At 63.8% G+C, this 20,627-nt stretch carries 12 protein-coding genes; 5 read left to right on the top strand and 7 right to left on the bottom strand.

The features are described 5' to 3' along the window. The first annotated feature begins 4 nt into the window (after nucleotides 1-4). Complete coding sequence (gene treS / locus R3F72_RS01280) at nucleotides 5-3,355, top strand: maltose alpha-D-glucosyltransferase (RefSeq protein ID WP_332778735.1); 3,351 nt, start codon at nucleotides 5-7, stop codon at nucleotides 3,353-3,355. Further along, nucleotides 3,352-5,589 (top strand): 1,4-alpha-glucan branching protein GlgB, encoded by a 2,238-nt coding sequence (glgB, locus tag R3F72_RS01275; protein WP_332778734.1) that lies wholly within the window; start codon nucleotides 3,352-3,354, stop codon nucleotides 5,587-5,589. Before treS ends, glgB begins: the two co-directional genes overlap by 4 nt. Here the strand turns inward: glgB and treF are convergent. Both treF and R3F72_RS01265 read right to left on the bottom strand, forming a co-directional pair. After that, nucleotides 5,560-7,116, bottom strand: a complete 1,557-nt coding sequence (treF, locus tag R3F72_RS01270; RefSeq protein WP_332778733.1) for an alpha,alpha-trehalase TreF — start codon at nucleotides 7,114-7,116, stop codon at nucleotides 5,560-5,562. The two genes, glgB and treF, sit on opposite strands and share 30 nt — an antisense overlap. 49 nt (nucleotides 7,117-7,165) lie before the next feature. Further along, on the bottom strand, nucleotides 7,166-7,930 hold the full coding sequence (locus tag R3F72_RS01265) for an SDR family NAD(P)-dependent oxidoreductase (RefSeq protein ID WP_332778732.1): 765 nt from the start codon (nucleotides 7,928-7,930) through the stop codon (nucleotides 7,166-7,168). A gap of 204 nt (nucleotides 7,931-8,134) precedes the next feature. Here R3F72_RS01265 and R3F72_RS01260 point away from each other — a divergent pair, with 204 nt between their 5' ends. Together R3F72_RS01260 and amt are read left to right on the top strand one after the other, a co-directional pair. Further along, nucleotides 8,135-10,363, top strand: a complete 2,229-nt coding sequence (locus R3F72_RS01260; protein ID WP_332778731.1) for a mechanosensitive ion channel family protein — start codon at nucleotides 8,135-8,137, stop codon at nucleotides 10,361-10,363. Between the two features lie 105 nt (nucleotides 10,364-10,468). Further along, a complete protein-coding gene (gene amt, locus R3F72_RS01255; protein ID WP_332778730.1) occupies nucleotides 10,469-13,834 on the top strand; it encodes an ammonium transporter in 3,366 nt (1,121 codons plus the stop codon). Between the two features lie 92 nt (nucleotides 13,835-13,926). Here the strand turns inward: amt and R3F72_RS01250 are convergent, their stop codons facing one another. The 3 genes from R3F72_RS01250 to R3F72_RS01240 all read right to left on the bottom strand — a co-directional run bounded on the left by R3F72_RS01250 (nucleotide 13,927) and on the right by R3F72_RS01240 (nucleotide 18,529). Then, nucleotides 13,927-14,832 carry a LysR substrate-binding domain-containing protein gene (locus R3F72_RS01250; protein WP_087717734.1) on the bottom strand — a complete coding sequence of 302 codons (906 nt, stop codon included), beginning with the start codon at nucleotides 14,830-14,832 and terminating at the stop codon, nucleotides 13,927-13,929. Nucleotides 14,833-14,915: 83 nt separating this feature from the next. Further along, entirely contained in the window at nucleotides 14,916-16,964 is a 2,049-nt protein-coding gene (locus R3F72_RS01245; RefSeq protein ID WP_332778729.1) for a CocE/NonD family hydrolase, read from the bottom strand. Continuing rightward, entirely contained in the window at nucleotides 16,961-18,529 is a 1,569-nt protein-coding gene (locus R3F72_RS01240; RefSeq protein ID WP_087717736.1) for a BCCT family transporter, read from the bottom strand. Before R3F72_RS01240 ends, R3F72_RS01245 begins: the two co-directional genes overlap by 4 nt. Before the next feature lie 227 nt (nucleotides 18,530-18,756). Between R3F72_RS01240 and R3F72_RS01235 the strand changes: the two genes are divergently transcribed. Next, the gene (locus R3F72_RS01235; protein WP_087717737.1) at nucleotides 18,757-18,963 is read left to right on the top strand and encodes a DUF3820 family protein; all 207 of its coding nucleotides are present in this window, start codon (nucleotides 18,757-18,759) and stop codon (nucleotides 18,961-18,963) included. A 46-nt stretch (nucleotides 18,964-19,009) separates the two neighbouring features. Here the strand turns inward: R3F72_RS01235 and R3F72_RS01230 are convergent, their stop codons facing one another. Beyond that, complete coding sequence (locus R3F72_RS01230) at nucleotides 19,010-19,438, bottom strand: hypothetical protein (RefSeq protein ID WP_332778728.1); 429 nt, start codon at nucleotides 19,436-19,438, stop codon at nucleotides 19,010-19,012. A 41-nt stretch (nucleotides 19,439-19,479) separates the two neighbouring features. Next, on the bottom strand, nucleotides 19,480-20,544 hold the full coding sequence (locus R3F72_RS01225) for a J domain-containing protein (protein WP_332778727.1): 1,065 nt from the start codon (nucleotides 20,542-20,544) through the stop codon (nucleotides 19,480-19,482). Nucleotides 20,545-20,627: the final 83 nt, after the last annotated feature.

Raw genomic sequence — 20,627 nt, 5'->3', positions numbered from 1 at the left:
CACCATGATGGATGCCAGCAGCGAGTCGCACGCCGTCGAGACCATCGATTTTCTCGAGGATCCGCTATGGTACAAGGACGCCGTCATCTACCAGGTACACGTCAAGTCGTTCTTCGATGCCAACGATGACGGAATCGGCGACTTCCAGGGGCTGATCGACAAGCTGGACTACATCGTCAGCCTGGGCGTGAACGCTATCTGGATCCTGCCGTTCTACCCATCGCCGCGCCGCGATGACGGCTATGACATTGCCGAGTACACCGGCGTCAGTCCCGACTACGGCACCCTCGAGGATGCCCAGCGCTTCATCGAACAGGCTCATCAGCGTGGCCTGCGGGTAATTACCGAACTGGTCATCAACCACACCTCGGATCAGCACGAGTGGTTCCAGCGCGCCCGTCGCGCGCCTCCCGATTCGCCCGAGCGTGATTTCTACGTATGGTCGGACAGCGATCAGAAATATCCCGGCACGCGGATCATCTTTCTCGATACCGAATCGTCCAACTGGACCTGGGACCCGGTGGCGGGTGCCTACTTCTGGCACCGTTTCTATTCCCACCAGCCGGATCTCAATTTCGACAATCCGCAGGTGCTCGATGAAGTGCTCAAGGTAATGGCGTACTGGCTGGACATGGGAGTCGACGGCCTGCGCCTGGACGCCATTCCCTATCTGGTCGAGCGCGAAGGCACCAACAACGAGAACCTTCCCGAGACGCATGTCGTACTCAAGAAGATCCGGGCGGTGATCGACGAGCGCTACCCCGACCGCATGCTGCTGGCAGAGGCCAACCAGTGGCCCGAGGATACGCGGCCCTACTTCGGCGGCAACGAGAGCGGCGAGGGCGACGAATGTCACATGGCGTTCCATTTCCCGCTGATGCCGCGTATGTACATGGCATTAGCCCAGGAAGATCGTTTCCCGATCACCGACATCCTGCGCCAGACGCCGGAGATCCCCCCCAATTGTCAGTGGGCGATCTTCCTGCGCAACCATGACGAGCTGACCCTCGAGATGGTCACCGACAAGGAGCGGGACTACCTCTGGAATCACTACGCCGCCGATCGCCGCGCGCGCATCAACCTGGGGATACGCCGACGCCTGGCGCCGCTGCTCGAGCGCGATCGCCGACGGGTCGAACTGCTCAACAGCCTGCTGCTGTCGATGCCGGGCACGCCGGTACTCTATTACGGCGACGAGATCGGCATGGGCGACAACATCTATCTGGGCGATCGCGATGGCGTGCGCACGCCGATGCAGTGGTCGATGGATCGCAACGGCGGTTTCTCGCGAGCCGATCCGGCCAGGCTGGTGTTACCGGCGGTCATGGATCCGTTGTACGGCTTCCAGTCGGTCAACGTCGAAGCCCAGGCGCGTGACCCGCACTCGCTGCTCAACAGCATGCGACGCCTGCTGGCGGTGCGCAGTCAGCATCGGGTGTTCAGCCGCGGCACCATGCAGCCGCTCTATCCGGCCAACCGGCATATTCTCGCCTACCTGCGCGAGCTGGTGCTCGACAATGGCGAGAGCGAAGTGTTGTTGTGCGTCGCCAACGTGGCACGCAATGCTCAGGCGGTGGAGCTCGACCTGTCGTCGTTTGCTGGCCAGGTGCCGGTGGAGATGGTCGGTGGCAGCCCCTTCCCGCCGATCGGCAAGCTGTCGTATCTGCTGACATTGCCGCCCTACGGCTTCTACTGGTTCCTGCTGGCGCCCGAGACGGCGATGCCCGCCTGGCACGTGCCGGCACCCGAGCCGATGCCGGATTACGTCACGCTGATCGTCAAGCGTCATCTGGAAGAGATCCTCGACGCCCCGTCGCGCGGCATGCTCGAGCACGAAGCGCTGCCCAAGTATCTGCCCAAGCGGCGCTGGTTTGCCGCCAAGCAGTCGCGGATCGACCGGGTACACATCCTTTATGCGGTGCGCATCGAGGATGCTCGGCACTCCATGCTGCTCAGCGAGATCGAGGTTCAGCACTCGCAGGGTAGCGATCGCTATCTGCTGCCACTGGGCTTCCTCGGTGAAGACGACCGAGGTGGCGCGATGGCCCAGCAGCTGGCTCTGACAAGGGTGCGTCGCGGGCGCGATGTCGGCCTGCTGACCGACGCGCTGGGGCTGGACGACTTCGCCCTGCGCATCCTCGATCTGCTGCGTAGCGGGGCGAACCTGCCTTGCGCCGACGGCGAGATCCGCTTTGTGCCGACCCCGGCGCTGAACGAGCTGGAACTGCCCGAAGACGTCGACGTCGCCTACAGCAACGCCGAGCAGTCCAACAGCTCGGTGATCATTGGCCACCAGGTGGTGCTCAAACTGTTCCGGCGCCTGGAACCGGGCCTGCATCCCGAGGCCGAGTTCGGACACTACTTGAGCGAACAGGGTTTCGAGAACGTGCCGCCGCTGTATGGCGAGGTGGCGCGACGCAATACCGACGGTGAGTCGCAGACCCTGATGCTGGTGCAGGGCTTCATCGCCAACCAGGGCGATGCCTGGTCGTGGACGCGCAATGCCCTGGAGCGGGCGATTCGAGAGGTGGGCGAGGAGAGCGAGGTTAGTGCCGAAGAGGGCGGCTACAGTGCCTTCGACGAACTCGAGGAATTCGCCACGACTCTGGGGCAGCGTCTGGGTGAGCTGCACCGGATACTGGCCCTGCCGAGCGACAATCCTGACTTCGCACCGGAACTGGCCGACGAAACGCATGTGACCGCCTGGTCGCAGCGTGTCCGCGAGCAGGTGGAGAAGGCGCTCGACCTGCTGGAACGTCACAAGGGCGATGCCGATGAATCCGACCAGACGCTGGCCGACCGGGTACTGGCCGAGCGGGACGCCTTGCTATCCGCCGTCGAGCCGCTGGCGCAACGCGCAAAGGGCAGTCTGCTCACTCGAATCCATGGCGATCTGCATCTGGGCCAAGTGCTGGTCGCGCATGACGATGCCTACATCATCGATTTCGAGGGTGAACCCGCTCGCCCGTTGGCAGAACGGCGCGCCAAGGATTGCCCGCTGCGGGATGTCGCCGGCATGTTGCGCTCCTTCGACTATGCCGGCGCCAGGATGGACGAAGCCGCTGTCGGCAAGTCGAGCGACGACACCGTGAGCGACGTGACCCATGATGTCGCCGAGCGCTACCTGGTTGCCAGTCGGCGTGCCTTCCTCGACGCCTATTGGCAGAGTACGGCCGATATCGCCCACCGCTGGACCTCCCCGGAAGGCGCTGACGCCGCACTGGAACTGTTCGTGCTGGAAAAGACGGTCTACGAGATCGCCTACGAAGCTGCCAATCGCCCCGCCTGGCTGGGCGTGCCGCTGCGCGGCCTGGCAGCCATCGTCGACCAACTGTCCATGAGAGGGGCACAATGACCGATCTGAACGTCACTACCGTCAAGGACGATGTCCTCTGGTTGTCCCCCGATGACGCCGAAGCGCTGGTTCGCGGCACGCACGGCGACCCGTTTTCCGTGCTTGGCGTGCATGCGTGCGGCGCGGAGGATGCAGAATCCTGCCTGCTGCGTGTCTACCTGCCTGGTGCGCTGGGGGTCGACGTGCTCGACCGCGACACCGGCCAGCGGCGCTGCAGCCTGACCGGTATTCAGGTGCCCGGGCTTTTCGCCGGTCGGTTGCCCCATGTCGCGCCGTATAAACTGCGTATCCGCTGGCCTGGCGGCGAGCGGGAAACCGAGGATCCCTATTCGTTCGGTCTGTTGCTTGGCGAGACGGACCTGTACCTGATCGGCGAGGGCAACCACCGTAACCTGGGACACTGCCTGGGCGCCCAGCCGATGGCAGTCGATGGCGTGTCCGGGGTGCGCTTCGCCGTCTGGGCGCCCAATGCCCGACGTGTCTCGGTGGTGGGCAACTTCAACGGCTGGGACGGTCGTCGGCATGTGATGCGCCTGCGTCATCCCGCTGGGGTCTGGGAGCTGTTCATTTCCCGCCTGGGGCCGGGCGAATCCTACAAGTACGAGATTCTCGATGCCCACGGCGCCATCGCGCTCAAGGCCGACCCGGTGGCACTGGCCACCGAGACGCCGCCGCACACCTCATCGGTGGTTGCCGACACCACGCCATTCACCTGGCACGACGACGAGTGGATCGCCCGGCGCGGCGAGCACCAAGCACCCGACCGGCCGATCTCCGCCTACGAGGTGCATGCCGCTTCGTGGCGCAAGCATGGCGGGCATGACGGCGTCTCCTATAGCTGGCGCGACCTGGCCGAACACCTGATCCCCTACGTGCTAGAGATGGGCTTCACCCATGTCGAACTGCTGCCGATCATGGAGCATCCCTTTGGCGGCTCCTGGGGATACCAGCCTCTGAGCCAGTTCGCCCCCAGCGGGCGTTTCGGCAAGTCGGAGGACTTCGCCTACTTCGTGGATGCCTGTCATCAGGCCGGGTTGGGGGTGATCCTGGATTGGGTGCCGGCGCACTTTCCTACCGATGCGCATGGCCTGGCGCGCTTCGATGGCACGGCACTCTACGAGTACGAGCATCCTTTCGAGGGCTTCCACCAGGACTGGAACACCTACATCTACAACCTGGGGCGGCGCGAGGTGCACGGTTTCCTGCTGGCCTCGGCGCTGTACTGGCTGCGCCATTTCCACATCGATGCGCTTCGCGTCGATGCCGTGGCCTCGATGCTGTATCGCAACTACTCGCGCAACGAGGGCGAGTGGATTCCCAATCAATACGGCGGCCAGGAGAATCTCGAGGCGATCGAATTCCTGCGCCATTTGAACGACGTGGTCGCGGAGGAGGTGCCTGGCGCGGTGGTGATCGCCGAGGAATCCACCGCCTGGCCGGGCGTGACCCAGCCGACCCGTGATGGCGGCCTGGGCTTTGCCTACAAATGGAACATGGGCTGGATGCACGACACCTTGGAGTACATTGCCAAGGATCCGGTCTATCGCTCGTATGCCCATCACGAACTGACCTTTCCGATGGTCTACGCGTTCTCCGAAAAGTACGTGCTGCCGATCTCGCATGACGAGGTGGTGCACGGCAAGGGGTCGCTGATCAACAAGATGCCGGGCGACGAATGGCAGCGGTTCGCCAACTTGCGCGCCTACCTGTCGATCATGTGGACCCAGCCCGGCAAGAAGCTCTTGTTCATGGGCTGCGAGTTCGGTCAGTGGCGCGAATGGCATCACGACCGCGAGCTCGACTGGTCGCTGCTCGGCGAGTCTCACCATGCCGGCATCCAGCGCCTGATCGGCGATCTCAACCGGCTCTATCAGGAGAAGACGCCACTGCATCAGCGCGACACCGAGCCGGAGGGCTTCGCCTGGGTGGTGGGCGACGATAGCACCAACAGCGTATTCGCCTGGCTGCGCTGGAACCTGATCGGCGAGCCGCTGCTGGTGGTGGCCAACATGACCCCGGTGCCGCGCCACGATTATCGGCTCGGCGTGCCGGTCATGGGCGCCTGGGAGGAGATATTCAATAGCGACGCGCAGTGCTATGGCGGATCCAACCTGGGCAACATGGGGCAGATCCAGGCCCTCGATGCGCCGCTGCACGGGCAGACGGCCAGTATTTCGCTGACGCTACCGCCGCTGGGGGTGGTGTTACTCGTGCCCGGCGCGTCGGGCGAGTAACGCCCGGGTTACGCCGTTGGTCCAGGCAAAGCCGTCCTGCAGCGGATATTCGCCGCCGGTAGCGAAATCCGCGCCCGGGTAGAGCACGTACTTTTCGACCAGCTTGTGTTCGCGGCGATAGAGATCCTCGACCAGGGCCAGCCAGCGGTCGGCGATGTCGTCGGCGAGTTCGGTGAACCCGTAGCGCCGCAGCCCCTCGGTCGCCATCCACTGTAGCGGTGCCCAGCCGTTGGGATGGTCCCACTGCTGGTGACTATCGGTGATCTCCGTGGTGGCGAGTCCGCCCGGCGCCATGAGGCGGTTGGCGACGATATTGGCAACCCGCTCTGCCTGGGCTTCGGAGGCTGCCCCGACGAACAGCGGGACGACGCAGGCGGCCGTCAGGTGAACGCTACTGCGGCCGCGCGTGAAATCGTAGTCATAATAGGCGCCTCGCGAATCGCTCCATAGATACTCATCCATGGCGGCCCGCCGACGAAGGGCTCGACGTCGAAAGTTTCCCGCCTTGCGATGGTCGCCAACGATGGCATGGAGACGGCTCAGTGTCTGCTCGAGGTGAAACAGCAGGGCATTGAGCTCCGGCGTAACGAAGTGAGTCGTGCGGATCGAGCCGAGATTCTGCACGTCATCCAGCCAGCGTCCGCTGAAATCCCAGCCGCTCTCCGCGCCGGCGCGAAGATCCCGAAACAGCGCCTCGGCGGGGCGATGGCAGTGATGGGACATTTCTACATCCTCGCGAAACGACTCCTCGCGAGGCGTGGCGCGGTCGTCCCAGTGGCGGTTCAGCCAAGCCTCTTCGTCGAGACGCACACAGCGTCGATGGCTCTCTCCGGGGGCGAGCTTCTCTTCGCCACTCATCCAGTAGGCGTACTCCCGCTCCAGCTGGGGCAGGTAGTCGATGGCGTTCCGCAAGCCCTGACGTTCGGTCAGCTCCACCATCATCGAGAACAGCGGCGGCTGGGAGCGGCTCAGATAGTAGCTGCGGTTGCCATTGGGCATGTGCCCGAAGCGCATGATCAGGTCGGCACAGTTATCGGTGACCGAGCACATCAGATGGCTTTCCCCGCTGGCAGCCAGGCCCAGCATGGTGAAGTAGGAGTCCCAGTAGTAGTACTCGCGGAAGCGCCCACCGGGGACGACATAGTCATGGCACAGTTCGAGCAGCGACGACCAGCGAGGATGCTGACGGGAATTACGAGTGAGTATCGGCCACAGACTATCGATATGCGTGATCAGGTCATGCTCGGGACGGGACTCGTAGCCCTTGCCGGGGAGCATGTCGCTGTAGAAGTGATCGGCCACGAAAGCGCCCAGATCGAATCCTGGCTGGTTTCGCTGCTGCTCGTAGGCTTCCATGATCTGTGCGGGCGGTTGCCGTGGAATACAGTCGGCGAAGGTTTTGGAATCATGAAAGATATGGGCCAGAGCGACTGCCTCGAACAACTCACCGTAACGGTCGTGAGGCGTGACCGCCGCTTCATCTATCGCGTCAGCGCTTTTGGGCGCCGTCTGAAAACTGTCAAGCATGCCGTTTCCCTGCGTGGCGCTAGAGTGTCGGTGAAGCTGAAAAGAAGGATTATTCCTCATACTGCCATAGCAGACCGCCGTCCACTGGCAGAGAGGCGCCGGTCATGTAGGCGGCATCCTCGGAGGCGAGGAACTCGACCACGCCGGCCACGTCTTCGGGCCGACCCAGCCGGTTGAGCGGAATGTTGCCGAGCAGGTGGCGCAGCTTCTCCGGATTCTCGTCGAGCTCCGAGTTGATCGGCGTCTTGATCGCGCCGGGCGCCACGCTGTTGACCGTGATCCCGAGCGGCGCCAGCTCGACGGCCAGGTTGCGGGTCAGCATGCGCATGCCACCCTTGCTCATGCAGTAGCTGGTGAAGCCCGGAAACGGCAGATCCTCGTGCACCGAACTCATGTTGATCACGCGGCCGCCGCGACCCTCGTCACGCAGATGGCGAACGAAGGCCTGGGTCGTGAAGAAGACGCCTTTCAGATTGGTCTGCATGACCTGATCGTAATCGACCTCGCTGACCTCGAGGAATGGCGAATCGATCTCGAGGCCGGCGTTGTTGACCAGGATGTCCAGCCGGCCCATGGCCTCCACGCTCTCCTCGATCAGGCGCCGGTTGGTCTCGACATCGCCAATGTCGCCGGTGACGATCGCGGCTCTTCGGCCATGGGCGCGAACGCGCGCTGCGGTTTCCTCGGCGCGCTCGGAAGGGCGGCTGCCGCTGACGACGACATCGGCGCCAGCCTGGGCGAGACGCTCGGCGACGGCACGACCGATGCCCTGGGTGCTGCCGGTGACCAGGGCCACCTTGCCTGAAAGGCGCATGTTGCTCTCCTTGTCCATGAAGCTCGATCGAAGGCGCGATTTTTCGCGTGTTCGAGGGGGCACCGTGAGGCGCGTCTGTTGAAGATAGAGCAGCTTCGACGTCAGGACCAAGGCCGGTTTGGCGTTGTCGTGGCCCCCCTTGGATAGCATGATGTCCGGCGACAAGCTATCGAAGGCTCGATAGGGATGCAGACAGGAGTCACCGTGAGTGGATTGAGACAGTTGGGATGGATCTGGGTGCTGGCCCTGACGCTGATGATCAGTCTACCGGCGTCGGCGCAATCTTTGACGTCGCTGGTGGGCGGCGGTCAGAGCAGTGAGTCGAGTGCGGCATCGGCGCCTTCTCCGCAAGAGTTGCGCACCTCCCTCGATCAGGTCATCGCCACGCTCGAAAACAGCGACCAGCGTCAGGCCTTGCTCGACCATCTCAAGCAGTTGCGTGACGTCACTGCGGCGGATGCCGAGCAGGAGAGCGGTTCGGCCGGGTTGCTGAGCGCACTAGCGCAATCGTTTTCGTCGCTGGAGACGGACGGGCTCGACAATCCGATCCGGTACTGGTCGGCGCGGGTCAGCCAGGCGGGCGAGGATGTGTCGGGGCTGATCGGCGATTCTCAGCGGTTGCAGGGCATCGTGCTGGACCTGCTTTGGGTGACGGGACTATGGGTCGGCGTGACGCTGGTGGTCGCCATGCTCTGGCGCTGGGCGGTGCGTCAGTTGGGGTTGCCGTGGCACCTGCCCGAGGATCCGACGACCTGGATGCTGATCCGCCACATCGTCCGGCGCGTGGTGCCATTGGCCATCGGCTTCGCCGTCGCGCTGACGACCGTCCACCAGGTCGAATCCGCATCGGTGGGCATCGCTCTGGCCATGGTCGCGGCCTACGCCACCCTTTGCGGGGCGGTCTTCTCGTCGATCTGTGAAATCGTCTTCTCGCTGTTCGGCAGCGGGCACCGACACACGGCGCTGCGCATATTGCGCCAGCGTGGCGCCCGCTGGTTGTTCACGCTCGGCGCGCTGGTCGCGCTGGGCGATGCCGCGCATGCAGAGGCGCTGGTCGCGCCACTGGGCGAAGGGCTGACGGCGCTCGTCTCACTGGTTGCCAACGTCAGTGCGGCAGTGCTGCTGGGTGTCTTCGTCATGGCCTTTCGGCGCCCCATCCGACACCTGATTCGCAACCGGCCCTATTCGCAGCGCCAGGAGCGTCGTGCGACGACGGAGTTGATCCGCGTGTTCAGCCGGATCTGGCACATCCCGATCCTGATCATGGTGGGCGTCTCGCTGATCGCGATGATCCTGTCCGCAGAGGATTCGCGCAGCGCGTTCTTCCGGGCGGTCGTGACCGCGGGCCTCATGATCGCGACGCTGGTCGTTACCGGACTGATTCACCGGCGCGGCGAGAGCGCCCGGGAGAAATCCTCGTCGGAGTATGCGTCACGGCTGGTGCGCTTCGGTTTCACGCTGGCCCATCTGGTGAGCTGGGTGATCTTCGCCGAACTGGCGATGCGGGTCTGGGGCTCGTCGCTCTGGGCGGTAGGCGGCTCGGCAGGCATCAGTCAGCAGATCGCCAAGGGCGTGTTCGGTCTGGGTATGACGTTCCTGGTGGCGTGGCTGGTATGGATTCTGGCCGATACCGCGATCAAGCACGCGCTGCTGCGCAGCAGTCGCCGCCATGGCCGTCGGGTCAACGCCAGTGCCCGCGCCCAGACCATCACGCCGCTGTTGCGCAACACTGTCTTCGTGACCATCGCGGTGATCGCTTTTATCATCGCACTGGCGAACCTGGGCGTGAACGTGACGCCGCTGCTGGCGGGTGCCGGTGTCATCGGCCTGGCAGTCGGCTTCGGCGCCCAGACGCTGGTTCAGGACCTCATTACCGGGCTGTTCATCCTGATCGAGGACTCCTTGGCGATCGATGACTTCGTCAATCTGGGATCGCACATGGGAACGGTCGAGGCGTTGAGTATCCGAACCGTCAAATTGCGTGACCTGGACGGTATCGTGCATATCATTCCGTTCAGCCAGATCCAGGGGATTCAGAACTACTCCCGGGAATTCGGTATCGCGTTGATGCGCATCCGTATCGCTCATCACATGAAGATCGACGAGGCGATCGAGATCGTGCGCGGGATCGCCGAGGACCTGCGCAACGACCCGATGATGCGCCACTACATCTGGTCCGCGCTGGAGGTCCAGGGGATCGAGAGCTTCGATGCCGGCGCGGCCATTCTGCGGGTGCGCATGCGTACGGCGCCGATCATGCAGTGGGACGTGGCGCGTGCCTTCAACCTGCGTCTCAAGCAGCGCTTCGACGAGCAGGGCATCGACCTGGCCATGCCGCGAATGAGCGTGGTGATGGAGCAAGCACCGGTGACTGCCGGCAGCACCGGGCCGCGAGAATCGGTGACGGCACCGGGCGCGCCGGACCCGCAGTAACGGGTGGGCCATACAATCCGGCGGATAATGGCCGATAAGGATTTTAAATAACAAGCATCAAGCACGCCGGAAAACAACAACAAGACATTGATCAGGAGCGATGTAATGGGCGAGTCGGTGACGGCAATCGATGCTCTGTGGGTGATTCTCGGCGCCATATTGGTGTTCATGATGCAGGCCGGCTTTCTGTGTCTGGAAGCTGGGGTGACTCGTAGCAAGAACGCTATCAACGTCGCGATGAAGAACGTCTGCGACTTTGCCGTGGCGATGTTGATCTTCTGGTGCGTCGGCTTTGGAATCATGTTCGGCAGCAGCCATGACGGCTGGGTCGGCGCTACCTTCTTCTTCCCAGAATTCGGCGCTGACGAGGCCTACTGGCTGGCCATCTTCTTCCTCTTCCAGGTCATGTTCTGCGCGACGGCGGCGACCATCGTCTCCGGTGCGGTGGCCGAACGCATGCCATTTCAGGCTTACCTGCTCATCACGTTGATCGTCAGCGGGCTCATTTACCCTGTCTTCGGCCATTGGGCCTGGGGCGGTGCCTACACCGGTGAACCCGGCTGGCTCGCCTCGCTGGGCTTCGTCGATTTCGCGGGTTCCACCGTAGTACACAGTACCGGCGGCTGGGTTGCGCTGGCGGCGGTGTTGCGCATCGGCCCCCGCCACGGGCGATTCGTCGCCGGACAGGCTACCAAATTGATGCCGGCAGGCAATCTTCCTATGGCGATGCTCGGCGTACTGGTGCTCTTCGTCGGCTGGTTCGGATTCAACGGCGGCAGTACGTTGGCATTCGATACCACGGTTCCGGGGGTACTGATCAATACCGTGAGTGCCGCGGTCGCCGGGGTCATGTTCGCGCTGCTGCTGGGTTGGAAACTACGCGGATTCGCCGAGGTACTCTATGCGCTCAATGGTGCCATCGCCGGACTGGTGGCAATTACCGCCGGTGCGCACGAGCTTACGGTATCTGCCGCAATCGTGACCGGTGCCGTCGGCGGCATATTGTCGGTACTGGCCAGCGAATGGCTGCTGAAGTACCGCATCGACGATGCCATCGGCGCGATACCGGCACATCTGATCCCGGGAGTCTGGGGGACGCTAGCGGTTGGGCTGTTGGGTGATCCGGCTCGTCTCGATACCGGGCTTGGCTGGCTGGCGCAGTCGGGTATCCAGCTTCTGGGCGTGATTGTCTGCGGGGTATGGGCGTTCGGCCTGAGCTGGCTACTACTTGGCGGGCTGGGCCGGCTGATACCGTTGCGGGTCACTCCCGAGGCCGAGGAGATGGGGCTGAACATGGCCGAGCACGGTGCCCGCACGGAGCTGTTCGAACTGCTCGATAGCATGCGCCAGCACGAGGAACGTGGCGAGATCGGTGGCTGTGTCGCGGCTGATCCTTTTACCGAAGTTGGCCAGATCGCTGCCAGTTACAACCGTGTGTCGGCGGCACTCGACCGTGCGGTGACGCGTACGCAGGTGATCATGCGCAACCTGCGCGATGGCGTGCTGACCTGGCGGAGCGATGGCGTGCTCACTGCGCTCAATCCCGGCGCGGAGGCGCTGTTCGGTGTCACCGCCAGAGATGTCGTCGGGATGCCGGTCGATGCCTTGATTCGCACGCGGATACCGGCGCCGGGGCAGCGTCGAGAACTGCGTATCCGCACCGCTGCAGGAATACGCGCTCTCGAGCTCCAGGTCAGCGAGGGGGCGTCCGGGTCGGAAGCCGAATTTGCCGGCATGGTGCGAGACATCACCGATCGCAAGCGCGTCGAGGAGCAGTTAAACCGTGAGCGCGAGCTGGCGCAGGTGACATTGGCCTCCATCGGCGATGGAGTCATCACGACCGATGAAAGTGGTCTGGTCACCTTCCTCAATGCCGAGGCGGAACGCCTGACCGGTTGGACACTCGAGGCTGCAAAAGGGCTGCCGGTTGGCCAGATCTACAGCCTGATCGACGAAGCCTCCAATCGCCAGGCGGACAATACGGCTCGTCAGGTACTCGCCAGCGGCAAACCGGTCGTCTGTCTCGACACTCGTCTGTTGGTCGCACGAGATGGTAGTCAGCGGGCCGTTCAGGATTCCGCGGCACCGATCCGTAGCCGCAGCGGTTACACGGTCGGAGCAGTCGTCATCTTCCAGGACAAGACACAGACCCGAGAACTGACGCGGAAACTCAATTATCAGGCCAGCCACGATGCGCTGACCGGGCTGGTCAACCGTCGCGAGTTCGAGCATCGCCTGCAGATGATGCTGCTGCAGCCCAGTGGTATCCACGTGCTTTGTTACCTGGATCTCGATCAGTTCAAGATCGTCAACGATACCTGCGGGCACATGGCAGGCGACGAGTTGTTGCGACAACTGTCGACGATGCTGCGCGAGCAGGTACGCAATATCGATCTGCTGGCTCGCCTGGGCGGAGACGAGTTCGGCATCGTCTTCTGCAACTGCAAGCTGGCGGATGCAAAGCGCATCGCCGAGAGCATTCGCGAGGCGATCGACGATTTTCGCTTCAGTTGGAAGGGCAGGACCTTTTCGCTGGGTGTCAGTGTAGGCCTGGTCGAGCTGGATTGTGGGGGCTCGGTGACGCTGGGCGATGCCCTCGGTGCCGCCGATGCCGCATGCTATGCGGCCAAGGAAGCCGGGCGTAATCGGGTTCATGTCTATCAACCCGATGATCGCCAATTGCTCGATCGTCATGGTGAACTGCAATGGGTGCCTCGGCTGCAGGCGGCGTTGGATCAGGATCGCTTGCGGCTTTATGCGCAGTCGATCGCTTCGGTGGCCGACCCTACCTCCATTCATCACCATGAAATCCTGGTTCGGCTGGAGGAGAACGGCCGACTGTACGCGCCGGGGAGCTTCATGCCCTCTGCCGAACGGTACAATCTGATCGGGCGTATCGACCGCTGGGTGGTGCGCAATACCCTGGCATGGCTGTCGGATCGCTATCGCTGCAAAGGGAGCGGCGCCATCGATACCTGGTCGGTGAATCTGTCCGGGGCATCGCTCTCCGACGAGCGGTTCTGCGAAGAGCTGCTGCTCTGGGTCGAGCAGGCTTCGCTGCCGCCCGGAACGATCTGCTTCGAGATCACCGAAAGCACGGCGATCGCTCAGCTTTCCACGGCAACGCTCCTGATACGTCGCCTGCGACAGCGGGGCTGCCGTTTCGCACTGGACGATTTCGGGGCAGGCCTATCGTCGTTTGCCTACCTTAGGCAACTGCCGGTGGAGTACCTGAAGATCGATGGCGCCTTCATCAAGGACATCGATACGGACCCCATCAATCGGGCCATGGTCGAGGCGATCAATACCGTCGGACACACCATGGGATTGAAGACGATCGCCGAATTCGTCGAGACGCCGGCCACCATGGCGCAGCTGTCGCGGCTTGGAATCGATTTGGCTCAGGGCTATCTGATCGATCGTCCGCAGCCTCTGGAAACGTTATCCGACGTCAGAGTCATGCCGCGCTAGGAGCATCGGAAGACATGACGATCGAACCTGCAACGATGGCGCACGACAATACCGTCGCCGGGTCGTTCGCCACCGGTTGACCGAGCGGCGGGCTAGCGCAGCACCCACTCGCGGAAGGCGCGCATCGGTTCGGTCAGGTGCCGGTGTTCGGGCGTGAAGAGAGAGAGGTGGCCGCGGCTGGGCAAGGTTTGCGGCAGTGCCTGGACCAGCGTTCCCTGATCCAGCTCGGCCGCCAGCAGCCGCATCCAGCCCAGCGTGATGCCTTGGCCCGCCAGTGTCGCGTTCATCAGCAGTTGGAAGCTGTTGGCCCGCAACGTATGGGTGGGCGGCTGCCACGCCAGGCCGAGTTCCCGGAACCAGAGCTCCCAGGTCAGCCAGTCGTGATAGTGATCCTCGACCACCATCAACGTATGCCGGGTGAGCAGCGCCGCCGGGTCCAGGATCTGTCCGTGACGTTCCAGATAGACCGGGCTGCAGACGGCGGCGACGCTCTCCTGCTCGAAGATGGCATCGGCGTAGACTCCGGGCGGGTCCACTTCGTTTTGCACGTGGTAGTAGATGCCGAGGTCGAACTCCGCCAGATCCAGCCGGTGCGGATCCTCGACGGTGAGGACGCGAATTTCGATATCGGGATGGGCGCGCTGGAAGTCGGGCAACTGACGCGCCAGCCAGATCGAGGCGATGGTCGGGCTGGACGCCAGGGTCAGCTGGCGATCGTCGCCGCGCCGGCGCAGACGGGCCGTTTCGTCACGCAGATCACGCAGCAGCCGCTGAACGACGCGAAAGTAGTGCTCACCCGCCGGGGTCAGACGCAGCCCATCGTAGTGGCGCTCGAAGAGCGGTCTGCCGAGATCGCTCTCCAGGCGCTTGATCTGCCGACTCACGGCGCTCTGGGTCAGGTGCAGTTCGCTGCCGGCCTGGGTGAAGCTGCCATGGCGTGCGGCCGCCTCGAAAGCGCGAAGGCAGGAGAGTGGCGGGAGAGGATCGTGCGAGGGCATGCAGGCATCCGGAGCCAGGGGGTCACGGCTCCGGAGCATAACACGGGAGGCCCCGATACCGGCCTCCGCGGGGTGTTTCACCGTCAGATCGCCGTCCGCGGAATCTTCCGCGTCCAGGACTTCTCGCTGACCAGCGTCTCGCCTTCGCGGGCGACCTGCTCGGCGCTGAGATAGAACGTCTGTTCGTCGCAGTGCAGGTGATAGCGACTGGTCACTTCCACCGCGAACTGCCCGTCACCTTCGTCGCGGCTGGCGCGATAGACCCACTCGATATCGGCACGGGTTCGCGTGGCGTCCACCGGATGGCTTACGTAGACCTCTTTCGCCTTCTGCTCGACGCGCAGGCCGTGATCGGCGAAGCGGATATCGCCCATGTCGTCCTCGACGGTCACCGTGACCTCGCCGCTGCCGACGTCCTCGCTGATGGTTCGCTTGGGCTGACCGGCACGCAGGGTGTCGACGCGGCACGGCGTGGCGCTCTCCGGTGGCTCGAACGGCATGGCAATGGCCTCAGCCTTCGATAGCGGCAGTTCGAGCGTCGGCGTGCCGGCCTTGAGCGTCAGGTCGGCGCGTTTTTTTGGCGACCACACCAGCGGGAAGCTGGCACTGGATAGCGCCAGGCGCAGGCGATGGCCTTTCGGCAGCCGATAGCCGATCAGATCCAGCGCCACGCGCACCGTCATCGGCTCGCCCGGCACCGGCGGGGCGATCGTGCCCGGATCGTCGCGCAGGTTGAGGTTGAGCGTGCCGTAGGTGATCAGCGCGCTCTCGCCGTTCGGCGCCACGTCGCACAGGCGCACATGGAACTGGCCGCAGGACTCGGCGCTCTCCAGCTCCACGGACACGGTCGGCTGCCCCAGAATCTCCAGGCCGTCGGCATAGGGGGCGGAGTCGAAGGTCAGCGACAGGCCATCGTCGCGGCGCTGATCCGGCGGGAAGTCGGCGCCGAACCAGAGCGGAATGTACTCGCCCTGCAGCGAGCCGGCGGTCAGCGGCGAGGCGATCAGGCGGTCCTCGCTCAACCGGCCGGCGGGTTCCAGCCCCCGATCGCCGAGGCCGAGGGTCAGCGTCTCGATCTCGTCGGCCGGCGCGGGCCAGCCATGGGTGCGCACCCACTGGCCGGGGCGTTCGAGATACTTGGGGGCCGGCGGTACGCCATCCTGCAGATAGAAGGTGCACTCGGGCTCGTCCATGATCCCGGTGTCGATGTCCTTGAGCCAGTAGTCCCACCAGCGCAGCGCCTCCTGCAGGAAGCCGATCGCCGGATCGGGAATCGCGAAGTGCGGATACTTGTGCATCCACGGCCCCAGCAGCGCCTTCTTCGGGCAGGAGAGATTCTCCATCATCCGCGGGATCGTATTGATGTACGAATCCCCCCAGCCGCTGATCATGTAGACCGCCGCCTCGATATCTTCGTAGCTCTCGCAGATCGAGCCGTGCTTCCAGTAGTCGTCGCGATGCTGATGGTTCAGCCAGGTTTCTGCCAGCAGCGGCATGTTGTCGAGTCGGTGCTTCCACATCTCGCGCCAGCGTTCGCCCACCAGCGCCGGGTCGGGCACGGCGGCGGAAAAGCTCAGCATGGTCGCCGCCCAGCCGAGATTCTCCAGCAGCATGTTGCCGCCCTTGTAGTGGATGTCGTCGGCGTAGCGGTCATCGGTGGAGCACAGCGTGATGATCGCCTTGAGCGGTTCGGGGCGCAGCGCTGCCACCTGCAGCCCGTTGAAGCCGCCCCAGGAGATGCCCATCATGCCGAGCTTGCCGTCGCACCAGGGCTGGCTGGCGATCCAGTCGATCACTTCCAGCGCATCGGCCTGCTCCTGCGGGGCGTACTCGTCGAGCATCAGGCCATCGGATTCGCCGTTGCCGCGCATGTCGACGCGCACGCAGGCATAGCCGTGACCGGCAAAATAGGGGTGGGTCAGCTCGTCGCGCACCGCCGTGCCGTCTCGCTTGCGATAGGGCAGGTATTCGAGAATCGCCGGGACCGGATTCGACTCGGCATCTTCCTCCGGTGAGCCGGCGGCTCCTTCCGGTAGCCAGATCCGCGCGGCGAGTCTCGTGCCATCGGCCAGCACGATCCATTGGTTCTCGATTTCACGCACGCGGTGCGGAAAGTCCTGTTTGATCTTCATGCGTCATCCTTGGCGGCGCGGGAGGAAGTTGAGCGTGTCGGTACGGTATCCAGCCGTTCGGGATGCTTGAGCCAGACCCACAGCGAGCCGGTGGCCAGCAGCACGATCAGCATGGCGGGCAACCCGCCAAGGTTGGAGAGCATCTTGATGCCGTCGATACCCACGAAGCTGACCATGACCCAGGAGACCACGCCGACGATCACGCCCCAGATCACCTTCATCGGGACGCCGGCATTGAGGTCGGAGTCGGCGGTCAGGCCACGAGTGCAGAGGTTGCCGATGGCGTCGGTCTGCGAATCCGCCGCGGTAACGTAGGAGATGTAGGCGATGAACAGCAGCAGCGGAATCCACACCTGCGAGAACGGCAGCTGGCGGAACAGCTCGTAGAGCACGTTTTCGACGCCGCGATCGTTGAGTACGGCATAGAGATCGGTGCCGATAGTGTCGGCGTGAGCCTGAAAGTAGAGTGCGGTGCCCGAGAAGATCAGGATCCACACGCTGGCGAACAGCGCCGGGTAGAGCAGATTGACGCGCAGGAACTCGCGCACGGTGTAACCCCGCGAGATCTTGCCCAGGAACAGCGCCGCCACCGGCGCCCAGGCGAACCACACCGCCCAGTAGAAGATCGACCACCACTGCGGCCACTGATCGTTGCCCGCGGCGCCGGTGAACAGGCTCTTGGTGAAGAAGTCGTCGAGATAGACACCGAACGATTCGACGCCCAGCGCCAGGCAGAAAACGGTAGGCCCGACGATGAACATGAATACGCCGAGAATCGCGAGCAGAACGGCGTTCAACGACGACAGCCGGGCGATTCCCTTCTGCAGGCCGCTGGCGGCGGACAGCACGAAGGTCACCACGATGATGGCGATGATCACGCCGAGCCGCAGCGGGCTGGTCTCGCCGCCGAGATATTGGCCCGCGCCGCCGGCCAGGGTCAGCGCGCCGGTCCCCAACGACGAGGCCATGCCCGCCACCAGCGCGTAGAGCGAGATGGCGTCGATCAGGCCGCCGAAGCGCTTCACCCTGGGGCCGAAAATCGGCTCCAGCATGCTCGAGATCGAGAAGCGCAGGCGCAGGTTATAAAAGGCCAGCGCGAAGATCAGCGCCGGGACGGCGTAGATGGCGTAGGGCGTGAATGACCAGTGCAGGAACATGGTCGACATCGCGAACAGCATGGCATCGCCGGAGCCGGCTTCGAGCCCGGTGGACTCGGGCGGACCCATGAAGTGGTAGAGCGGCTCGGCCGTGGTCCAGAACAGCACGCCCACGGCCAGCGTGGTACACAGCGTGATCGAGAACCAGCGCAGGCGGGAAAGCAACGGCGTGGCATCCCGGCCGCCGATACGAATGCGCCCGATCGGCGAAAAATAGACGACGACGGCCATGATCAGCAGGTAGAGGCTGCCCAGGCTGAATAGCCATGAAAAGTTGGTCAGAACGGCGTCGTTGAGCGCGCTGGCGGTGGCCAGAAACGCATCCAGATCGACATAGCTGGCTACGACCGCTGCCAGCAGGATCAGAAAGGTCGGCCAGAATACCAGTGGCCGCAGCGAAGTTTGCATACCCGTCTCCCGTTATCGTTATCGTAGGCGCCGATGCGCAGCGCTCATGGCGGTATAACCTAACGTCCTTCGTACCTGCTTGGGCAAACGGCTTCTGGGAATGAGGGTATGCGTGTCACGCATGGCTGGGTCTGACATGGCTGGGTCTGGCATGATTGGCTGCCTGCACGGCTCGGCGCTACCGCCATCCGTGTAGAATGGCGCGCAATTTGACGAGAGGAGGCGAGATGGAGCCTGAAGACCTCAAGAAACTGGTTACCCGCAAGATGCCGTTCGGCAAGTACGAAGGGTGGTTGATCGCCGATCTCCCCGGCCCCTACCTCAACTGGTTCGCCCGTGAAGGCTTCCCCGATGGTGAGATCGGGCGTCTGTTGGCGCTGATGCAGGAGATCGATCACAACGGGCTGAGCCCGCTGCTCGAGCCGCTGCGCTGAAGAGGCCGGCCGCGTATTCGCACAGCCAGGTGCGAGCGGCGGGTCGCTAACTCATCCAGCGTCCAGCGACATGCGCGGCGATCAACCCGGCCACTACGGCCAGAACGAGCCAGCCCCGGCGGCGCCAGCGTGTCTGGTGTTGTCCTAGCGCCATTTCCAGCTGCCGCGCCAGCAGTTCATGGCGAACCACGATGCGTTGCGGCAAGACGGAGAAGTCGTTGGCGGCGTCTCCCTGCCAGTGGGGTGCATGAGTCATGCCCAGTCCCGCCCGCAGCCTGCCGAGATCGCCCAGCAGATCATGCAGGTCGTCGTAGGCTTCCCGATGCGTCGATTCTCCCAGCGCGCTCAGCGCATCCGCTTTCAGGGTATGGTTGTTGCAGCGCTGCGCGGCCTGAATGATGGTATCGGCAGGGGCGTCCTTGCTGACGCCGAGGCGGCGGTAGAGATCTCGCATATCGTGTAGAACCGTCGTCACCAGGTAGTTGTCATTAGGGAGTCGTCGTTAGAGGGTCGTCATCAGAGCGTCGTCATTAGATAGTCGTAGGCATTCTTGATGCGTTGGAAGCGCTGCGAGGCCAGAGAGATGCGCAGCTCGCCCTGACCGTGAAAGCGATCGGGATGATGGCGCTGCGCCAGGCGGCGATAGGCTCGCTTGATCTCGGTGGGCGAAGCGCTTTCGTCGAGCTCCAGCACCTGCAGCGCCAGGCGGATCCGATAATGGGGCCGAGATGCCCCTGCGGCCTGCTGTTGTTGATACTGATGTTGTTGCTGCTGCTGGCGCCATCGCTCCCGCCGGTAGGCCTCCTCCCGCTCTGCCTGTTCCCGGCGCCGGTTTTCGGTTTCGCGCTCCTGTTCCTGACGCCTGGCCTCTTCCTCGCGCGCTTGGCGTTGACGTTCCTGCGCTTGGCGCGCTTCCGCCTGCCGCCGGCTCCTGGCCTGGCGACGCAGGCGGCTTCGTTCCTGGCGCAACTGCCGCCGATGCGCTCGGGCCGCGCTGGAGCGTAGCCACCAGCGTCGCCAGCAACGAACCTTCGGCGCGAGCTCGTCGGCGGCTTCGCCATCGTTCTCTCTGTCGGTTTCGCTTGTCGCCTGATCCGCCGCTGCTTCGGGGGCGTCCTCACGGTGCCAGTAAGCCTGGCGGCTGGGGTCGTCCGGTGCCCTCAGCGGACGCCCCGTCACCTCGCGAAACAGATGGGCGAAATCACCCGGCGTCGCGCCGGAAAGGTCGGCGAGAAAGCGCAGGATGTGGTGATTGCGCAGGCTCGGTTCACCCTCGCTGGTGGCGAGACCGATCGCGCGGCGCAGAAAGGGGTGCGACTGCTCATCGACGTGTTCGCGCAGCACGACTTCCGCAGCCAGCTGGATGGCCGTCAGGTCGGTCCGGGCAATCGTCAGCAGCGCTTCGAGATCGTGGGAGTGACGGAAGCCGTTGGCCAGCGCTTCGAGATAACGCTGGTCCTCGGCAAGCACGACGCGCTTGTTGACGTATACCCATGACAGCAGCAGCAGGGATGCGGTATCCGGCGGGTAACGACTTTTCAGCAGCAGGAGCTCGAAAGCGGAAAAGCGCGCGGGGGCCATCGACGAATCCAGGCGGAGAAAGGGTTGTTGCCGTTTGTTGGACCCGAGTATACCCAAACTCGACGAAGAGTCGTCACCGTTGC

This window comes from Salinicola sp. 4072 (assembly GCF_036663415.1).
Taxonomy (GTDB): domain Bacteria; phylum Pseudomonadota; class Gammaproteobacteria; order Pseudomonadales; family Halomonadaceae; genus Salinicola; species Salinicola salarius_A.
The sequence above is the reverse complement of the archived record's forward strand: the minus strand, read 5'-3'. Positions and strand labels throughout refer to the sequence as shown.

Bases quoted from the DNA above. Each gene is read 5' to 3' on its own strand.
- treS (WP_332778735.1), top strand. From the start codon at position 5: ATGATGGATGCCAGCAGCGAGTCGCACGCCGTCGAGACCATCGATTTT.
- R3F72_RS01265 (WP_332778732.1), bottom strand. From the start codon at position 7,930: ATGCGCCTTTCAGGCAAGGTGGCCCTGGTCACCGGCAGCACCCAGGGC.
- glgB (WP_332778734.1), top strand. From the start codon at position 3,352: ATGACCGATCTGAACGTCACTACCGTCAAGGACGATGTCCTCTGGTTG.
- R3F72_RS01250 (WP_087717734.1), bottom strand. From the start codon at position 14,832: ATGCCCTCGCACGATCCTCTCCCGCCACTCTCCTGCCTTCGCGCTTTC.
- amt (WP_332778730.1), top strand. From the start codon at position 10,469: ATGGGCGAGTCGGTGACGGCAATCGATGCTCTGTGGGTGATTCTCGGC.
- R3F72_RS01240 (WP_087717736.1), bottom strand. From the start codon at position 18,529: ATGCAAACTTCGCTGCGGCCACTGGTATTCTGGCCGACCTTTCTGATC.
- treF (WP_332778733.1), bottom strand. From the start codon at position 7,116: ATGCTTGACAGTTTTCAGACGGCGCCCAAAAGCGCTGACGCGATAGAT.
- R3F72_RS01245 (WP_332778729.1), bottom strand. From the start codon at position 16,964: ATGAAGATCAAACAGGACTTTCCGCACCGCGTGCGTGAAATCGAGAAC.
- R3F72_RS01235 (WP_087717737.1), top strand. From the start codon at position 18,757: ATGGAGCCTGAAGACCTCAAGAAACTGGTTACCCGCAAGATGCCGTTC.
- R3F72_RS01225 (WP_332778727.1), bottom strand. From the start codon at position 20,544: ATGGCCCCCGCGCGCTTTTCCGCTTTCGAGCTCCTGCTGCTGAAAAGT.